6 protein-coding genes and 1 CRISPR repeat array are annotated in these 7471 nt (G+C 31.8%); of the genes, 4 read left to right on the forward strand and 2 right to left on the reverse strand.

All coding sequences use genetic code 11. The annotated features are described in order from the left end of the window. Positions 1–887: PD-(D/E)XK nuclease domain-containing protein (locus Q0929_RS08435; protein WP_299239827.1), on the forward strand; the 887-nt coding region annotated here is incomplete at its 5' end. Next, positions 887–2185 carry an amidohydrolase gene (locus tag Q0929_RS08440; RefSeq protein ID WP_299239832.1) on the forward strand — a complete coding sequence of 433 codons (1299 nt, stop codon included), beginning with the start codon at positions 887–889 and terminating at the stop codon, positions 2183–2185. The genes Q0929_RS08435 and Q0929_RS08440, both read left to right, overlap by 1 nt. 244 nt (positions 2186–2429) lie before the next feature. On the opposite strand, the gene Q0929_RS08445 is transcribed toward Q0929_RS08440, so the two are convergent. Beyond that, positions 2430–3434, reverse strand: coding sequence for an aldo/keto reductase (locus Q0929_RS08445; RefSeq protein WP_299239835.1), 1005 nt, complete (start codon positions 3432–3434; stop codon positions 2430–2432). Positions 3435–3463: 29 nt separating this feature from the next. After that, positions 3464–4249, reverse strand: a complete 786-nt coding sequence (locus tag Q0929_RS08450) for a TIGR00282 family metallophosphoesterase (RefSeq protein WP_299239838.1) — start codon at positions 4247–4249, stop codon at positions 3464–3466. A gap of 405 nt (positions 4250–4654) precedes the next feature. Here Q0929_RS08450 and Q0929_RS08455 point away from each other — a divergent pair, with 405 nt between their 5' ends. Together Q0929_RS08455 and Q0929_RS08460 are read left to right on the forward strand one after the other, a co-directional pair. Next, positions 4655–5539: a DsbC family protein gene (locus tag Q0929_RS08455; protein ID WP_299239841.1), complete on the forward strand. Its 885-nt coding sequence runs from the start codon at positions 4655–4657 to the stop codon at positions 5537–5539. Continuing rightward, positions 5536–6318 carry an ABC transporter ATP-binding protein gene (locus Q0929_RS08460; protein WP_299239843.1) on the forward strand — a complete coding sequence of 261 codons (783 nt, stop codon included), beginning with the start codon at positions 5536–5538 and terminating at the stop codon, positions 6316–6318. Before Q0929_RS08455 ends, Q0929_RS08460 begins: the two co-directional genes overlap by 4 nt. Positions 6319–7179: 861 nt before the next feature. After that, a CRISPR array of direct repeats spans positions 7180–7470; the repeat unit is 29 nt; unit sequence GTTACATCTGAACCGTGTGGGTTATAAAG. Position 7471: the final 1 nt, after the last annotated feature.

Raw genomic sequence — 7471 nt, forward strand, 5'->3', positions numbered from 1 at the left:
ATACACAAACAGATTTAGAAACAGTATTTGCAGATAGGATAAAAGATTTTGATAAAGAAGAAGTAAGAAGATGGTATAACGGCTATAGCTGGCTTGGAGAAAAGGTTTACAATCCTTTTGATATTCTACTGCTATTTAATAAGAAAATATTTAGACCTTATTGGTTTGAAACAGGAACGCCTACATTTTTAATCAAGCTTTTTAAACAATACAATTATTACTTGCCAGAATTAGAAAACTTAGAAGTAGGAGAAGAGCTTTTATCAAACCTTGATATTGATGATTTATATGTAGAAAATCTACTTTTTCAAACAGGATATTTGACAATAAAAGATGTAGAAAGAAGACTATACAGAGAGGTTTACACACTCTCATATCCAAACTATGAAGTAAAAGTAAGTTTAAATAACTTCTTTTTGCTACATTTTGTTTCTGACCGTAGTTTAAAAGATAAGACAGAAAATGAGTTAGAAAAAGCCTTAAGAGACAATCAAATAGAAAAACTGAAAGACATCTTACATAGATTTTTTGCAAGCATACCATATGATTGGTATAGAAAAAATGATTTAGAAAGCTATGAAGGCTTTTATGCATCAATTGTCTATGCCTTATTTAGTGGAGCAGGATTTGAAACAGTAGCAGAGGATACTACTAATAAAGGCAAAGTAGATTTAACAGTAATATACAATAACAAAGCGTACATCATAGAGTTTAAAGTAGTAGAAGACCAGCCAGAAAAAACAGCTTTAAAACAGGTTGAAGAGAAAAAGTATTATGAAAAATATTTAGGTAAGTATGAAGAAGTTTATTTGATTGGAATTGAGTTTAGTAAAAAAGATAGAAACATAGTGGATTTTGATTATAAAAAAATACAGGAGGTAAATTGATGTTTGATTTGGTAATTAAAAATGCTTGGGTCTTAACAATGGATGAAAACTTTACAGAATATAAAAATGGATATATTGCGATAAAAGATGGAAAAATCGCAGAAGTAGGAGAAAATAAAGAGAATTTAGAAAGTAGAGAAGTGATTGATGCTAATGGAAATATTGTATTACCCGGATTTATAAATACACATACCCATGCTGCAATGACATTGCTTAGAGGATATGGAAGTGATAATCCTTTAAAAGTATGGCTTGAGCAGTATATTTGGCCGGTTGAAGGAAAGTTTGTTAGTTATGAGTTTGTAAAAGATGGTACAGATATAGCATGTTATGAGATGTTAAGAAATGGTATCACATGTTTTGTTGATATGTATTTTTACGAAAATGCAGTTGCTGATGCCGTAAAATCCGCTCAAATGAGAGCTGTATTGACTACAGGAATTCTTGATTTTCCTACTCCAGGAGCAAAAACACCAGATGAAGGAATCCAAAAAACCATAGATTTTATAAAAGAATATAAAAATGATGAGTTTATATATCCAGCAATAGGACCACATGCACCTTACACATGTAGCCCTCCAACACTACAAAAATCCATGCAGGTTGCAGTAGATTATGACGTTGTATATCACATACACGTATCAGAAACTTTACATGAAGTTGAAGATATAAAAAACAGATATGGCGATACACCAGTAAAACATCTAAACAATATTGGAGTTTTAAATGATAGGGTTTTGGCAGCCCATATGGTTCATCCTACAGATGAAGAGGTCGAGCTGTTAGCAGAAAAAAATGTAAAGATTGCCCACTGTCCGGAGAGTAATTTAAAATTAGCATCAGGAATTGCACCCGTTCCAAAAATGTTAGAAAAGGGAATTATTGTTTCTTTTGGAACCGACGGAACAGCTTCAAACGATGACCTTGATATTATCGGTGAGCTTTCTACTGCTGCAAAATTACACAAAGGATATAACTTAAATCCAACAGTTTTACCTGCAAAACAAGTTTTAGCAATGGCAACAAGAGATGCAGCAAAAGCAGTTAGATTGGACAAAAAAATAGGAAGTATAGAAGTTGGTAAGTATGCAGATTTAGTGATAATTGATATAAATCAACCACACTTACAGCCACTTTTTGACCCATACATACAAATAGTCTATTCATCAAGGGGTAGTGATGTTGATACTGTATTAATAAATGGAAAGGTTGTAGTTAAAAATAAGGAAGTTTTAACTGTAGAAAAAGAAAGAGTGTTATCAATAGCTAAAAAGTGGAAGGAAAAGATTTTAAGTTAAATATTAAGATAGTGTTTTAATTTTTGCTTATTAGAGACTGGATTTTCAAGTTTGTACTGGTTTTTTAACGCCGGACTGTACTAAAAACAACATCGTCGTTCTACAGCCAGCGGAGAATTTCCGCTTTTTGACTATCACCTACTCACCTTAATGGCAATTCATGAATTGTCTCTACTTATTATTAACTTTCTTCTAAAAAAGACCTTTCAGACTAAAGTCTTCAGAATAACGGATAAGGGTAATACTACTTTAAAATTTCACTTTCTTCAAGCTTTGGATAATTTTCTATCTCTACATTTTCCAAAAGATGCTCTACTTTACTCATGCCAATTAAAACAGTTCCAACGTATGGGGTACTTCTTACAAATTGAATAGGAATATGAACATCCTTTTTTACTTTAAACAACTCTTTTACGTTTTCCGGGAAGTTTCTTAAAACCCTTTTTTGGAGTAAAGGAGCACTAATGTATGTGTAAATTCCAAGCTTATTGGCAAGCTCTAAGGTTGAGTAATATCTTCCTTCATAAGGCTGGTTTTTTAGTTTAAATGCTTCAAGCATTGAAATATTGTATGGTAGCTGAATGAATCTAAAATGATGGTTTTCTCCGCCAACTTCTCTTGCTATCTTGAAAATTTCATACAGATTTAGATGCTGTGGATGACTTTCTTCTACTCTAAAGCCGTTCCATGTTGCAAGACCGTAATATCTTAACTTACCTTCTTTAACCTTTCCTTCTAACAACCTAAAAGCTGTCCATAATTTTTGATAAAACTTTTCTTTTGAAACAATCTGTAGCTGGTCTTCTGGGTTGTGAAGAAAATAAACGTCAATATAATTTGTTTTTAGGTTTTTTAAGCTTTTTTCAAATGACCAATCTATATATTTTGGAGTAAGTATATTGCCATATGGTGTGATATCATCTTTTGTAATAATGCCTTTATCTATAAATTCTTCTTTTAAGTATTTTGTGATGTTGTCAATTTTAAGCCTGTTGTCTCTTGGAAAATATCCACCTTTTGTGGAGATTATGACTTTACTTCTATCTACTTCCTGCAATACTTCTGAGATTACCCTTTCGCTTTCCATATCTCTATAATTTATAGCAGTATCTACAACATTAACACCAAGCTCTATTCCTTTTTTGATGGTATTTTTGTAGCTTTCATTGGTTATCGGGTCAGGATTTCCTAAGTATGTCCCAATTCCTATTTCTGAAAGTTGTAAGTCTAAAAAGTTTTTATAGTTCATATTCTCACCTTTATTTTTATTCTCAATTCTTATCCCTTACTTTCTTTCCCGACCTCTTCCTTTATTTGTATTCTCTTTAAATTCCTATCTTTAAGATTAACATAAAGTGCATTAAAAATAAACTGACCTTCAGCAGGTTCATATTTTTGTGGAATTCCTGAGATAAATTTTTTTATGATTTCATCTTTCCTTACGCCAATAACAGAGTCTAAAGCTCCTGTCATTCCTACATCTGATATAAAAGCGGTACCACCGGGCAAAAATCTTTCATCTGCTGTTGGTACATGAGTATGGGTTCCAAAAACTATATCAGCTCTTGAATCTACATAATAGCCAAATGCTTGTTTTTCTGACGTTGCTTCAGCATGAAAATCTACGATAATGTAATCTACCTTATCTTTGATAATCTCATAAATTTCATCAAACTTTCTAAACGGACAATCTAAGACCATTCCCATAAAAGCTCTACCCATTAGGTTTATAACAGCTACTTTATAACCATTTTTTTCATATACATTAAATCCCTTTCCCGGTGCAGTTGGCGGTAAATTTGCAGGTCTTAAAAGTCTTTCATCATCAATGATTTCAAAAACTTCCTTTTTATCGAAGGTATGATTTCCTGATGTGATAACATCAACCTTTACTTCTATCATCTCCTGAAAAACTGATTTTGTGATGCCGTTTCCATGTGCTAAATTTTCACCGTTTAAAACAACAAAGTTAATGTTTAATTCTTCAATTAACTTAGGAAGAACTGACTTAACAGCCCTCCTGCCGGTTCTACCGATTACATCGCCTATAAGTAAAACATTCATTTATAAAACTCCTGATATCAAAAATTTTCCTTGATTATTCTAATAGCGTAAATAATTTTTATTTTATCAAAAAAGCTAAGACTCTTCAGACTTGCGTGAGACTCCTAAAATTTTTGTAAGTTTACTTTTTTATCTTGAGGACTTTATTCTAAAGAAAATCTTCTCTTCTTTTGTTATTTGCAAGGAAGAGAAAGACAAAAATGAAATTTCTTCGCCAGCTGTAAAATAACAACGTTGATTTTTACAAACATCTTGCTAAGGCTATGAGACCGTTCCAAAAATACACACTGCCATTCTGCAGCCGTACAAGGAATCTCATAATTTTATTGAATTTCTTGCCTCAGTGTATACTCAAAATATTATATAATTATTTTAGAAAGGTAAAAAAATTAAAAGGAGAAGCTTATGAAGTTAAAGTTATTTTTAGCAGGATTATTAACTGCATCGTCATTAACAGTTGCAGCAGAAAGTTGCTTAGGTAGTGATTCTAAAGTAAGCACATCAGAAGTTCAAAAGGCATTATCGGGCATACTTAATAATGCCAGGGTTGTAAGTGTTTCAAACACTCCAATTAGTGGTTTATATGAGGTTGTTATCGAAAGCGGTGGAAGAAAAGTGCCAATCTATATTGACTGTAATTTAAAATACTTGGTAAATGGTGAAATAATAGATATTAATAAGAAAGTTAGCTTGACAAGAGAAAGACTCCAGCAATTACAAGCACAGGCGAACTCAGAAAAAGAAGTAAAGCTTGTTAAGATTTTAGGTAAAGAAAAAGTTGAATTGTTGAAAAAAGAAGGTTTATTAGAATCTGTTAATATAGTAGATTTAAAGAGCATGCCAAAACCTAACGTAGCATATGGAAATGGAAATATTAAAATTTATGTTATAACAGACCCTCAATGTCCATTCTGTGCAAGACTGCATGAAGAAATTAAAAAAGTCTTAGCTCAAAGAAAAGATGTTTCGTTTGAAATGATTATGTATCCACTGCCATTCCACAAACACGCATCAGGAGTGGCTCAAAATATTATTTGTCAAAACGACAATGCGGCAAAGCAAAAAATGCTTGACACTGCATTTTCTTATACAGCTAAAGGTGATGAAAATGGGCTTGCATCTCTTGAAAAACCTTGTAATGCTGGAAAGCAAGCTATAGATAACAATCTAAAATACGGTCAAGCTAACTCAGTTAACGGAACACCGACGATAATCTTCCCTAAGGGTGTAGCAATATCAGGTGCATTACCTGCTGATAAATTAAATAAATTGATAGATATTTTAAAGTGATAGAAGTTAGAAATTTAAAAGTTTCCTTTCAAATAGAAAATCAAATCATAGAGGCTCTGAAAGGAGTCTCTTTTTCTTTAAATAAAGGTGAAATTGTAGCAATTGTTGGAGAATCCGGTTCTGGTAAGAGTGTTACATGTCAGGCTATCATGGATATTCTTCCAAGCTATGCTAAAAAAGAAGGTAAAATCATCGTTGATAATAAGGATTTAGATTCTTTATCCAAAGAAGAAAAAAGACAACTTAGAGGAAACAAAATATCAATGGTATTTCAAGAGCCATCTGCGGTACTAAATCCTTTAATGACAATTGGTGAGCAAATAGTAGAGACGATTTTGGCTCATAAAAAAGTATCAAAAAATGAAGCAAAAGAATTAGCTTTAAGTGCTATGGAGAAAGTAAAGATACCAAATCCAAAGCAAAGGTTTAATCAATATCCTCACGAACTTTCCGGTGGACTAAAGCAAAGAGCTGTAATAGCTATTGCTGTTGTAAATAATCCTGATTATCTTTTAGCAGATGAGCCAACGACTGCACTTGATGTTACAATTTCTCTGCAAATATTGAATTTATTTAATGAGTTAAAAGAAACTTTAAACATGGGAATTCTTCTTATTACTCATGATTTAGGAGTTGTAGCCCAGGTTGCTGATAGAGTCTTAGTTATGTATAAAGGAGAGCTGTTGGAGGAAGGTAAAGTTTTTGAAATTTTTGATAATCCTCAACATCCATACACAAAAAAACTATTATCATCAAGAATATTCTTAGCAGGACTTTAAATATTGTTTTTCTGTAGCTGATAAAGAATCTAAATCTTTTGCTAATTTTCTCATCATTCTTTTCAATTTCTGTTAAAACTGTTCCAAAATTCTCATAAACTTACCTTTGTGCGTCATCATGAGGACGTAAGTCCGAAGGATCTCTTTTTTGATTTTTTGACTTGAAAAGAAAAATATGAGATTCTTCGCTTTGCTCAGAATGACAATTTTGATTTTTGGGACAGTCTTACATCTGCTTGACGTGTAGAAAATTTTTTTGTATATTTATATTAACTTTTTAATTTTTTAACTGAACCTTGGTAATTGAATAGGTTAGCCCACACAAGCTTGCTTTACGTGATAACGTGAGACGTGAAACGTGAGACGTTTAAAGTTTGTTTATCAATAACTTAGCTGTTTTTACTTGATTATTTTCATGTTTGGTAGAATGATTTAGTAGTCAGTAAAGCTAAGATATTGGTAATGTGATTTTATTTTTTGATGCTTGATTTAAGCTTGTATAATAAAAGTTTGAAAGGGATTTTTTGAAGAGTAGTTGTAAGTATTTGTTAAATTAAACTTTTTGATTTTAAAATTTTTAATGTTTAAATTTTTGAAAATTTGTAATTTTTTATTTTAAAATTTTTTAAGATCGGGAAGTTAAGGAGTGGTATTTGCAGCGGGCTTCTGAGTTTGAGGTTTTCAGCGGTAGGCTTGTGATGGGATGTTAAAGGATAAAATATAATAATATATTTTCTGTATATCGAGGTTTGCTGCAAAAAACTTCAACTTGCGGATTTTTTAAAAATTTGGTATAATGTTTTACAGCTTGGCAATTGAATAAGGTTTTTGCGAATTTATTTTTGAGTTAAAAGTTAACGGGTTACATCTGAACCGTGTGGGTTATAAAGACCCTTTCCTAACTGAGGTCTTCCCTGCTCCTGTACTAGTTACATCTGAACCGTGTGGGTTATAAAGTAAATTCTTTACCATCATAAAAACCATAAAAATTAAGTTACATCTGAACCGTGTGGGTTATAAAGAATTTCTAAAAACAACGATATACTGAATATGATATTGTTACATCTGAACCGTGTGGGTTATAAAGCATCTTCTTTTTCATATTCTTCAAATTTAAATTCTCGTTACATCTGAACCGTGTGGGTTATAAAGG

It is taken from the genome of Sulfurihydrogenibium sp. (assembly GCF_028276765.1).
Taxonomy (GTDB): domain Bacteria; phylum Aquificota; class Aquificia; order Aquificales; family Hydrogenothermaceae; genus Sulfurihydrogenibium.

Coding starts and splice junctions, on each gene's coding strand:
- Q0929_RS08440 (WP_299239832.1), top strand. CDS start 887: ATGTTTGATTTGGTAATTAAAAATGCTTGGGTCTTAACAATGGATGAA.
- Q0929_RS08445 (WP_299239835.1), bottom strand. CDS start 3,434: ATGAACTATAAAAACTTTTTAGACTTACAACTTTCAGAAATAGGAATT.
- Q0929_RS08450 (WP_299239838.1), bottom strand. CDS start 4,249: ATGAATGTTTTACTTATAGGCGATGTAATCGGTAGAACCGGCAGGAGG.
- Q0929_RS08455 (WP_299239841.1), top strand. CDS start 4,655: ATGAAGTTAAAGTTATTTTTAGCAGGATTATTAACTGCATCGTCATTA.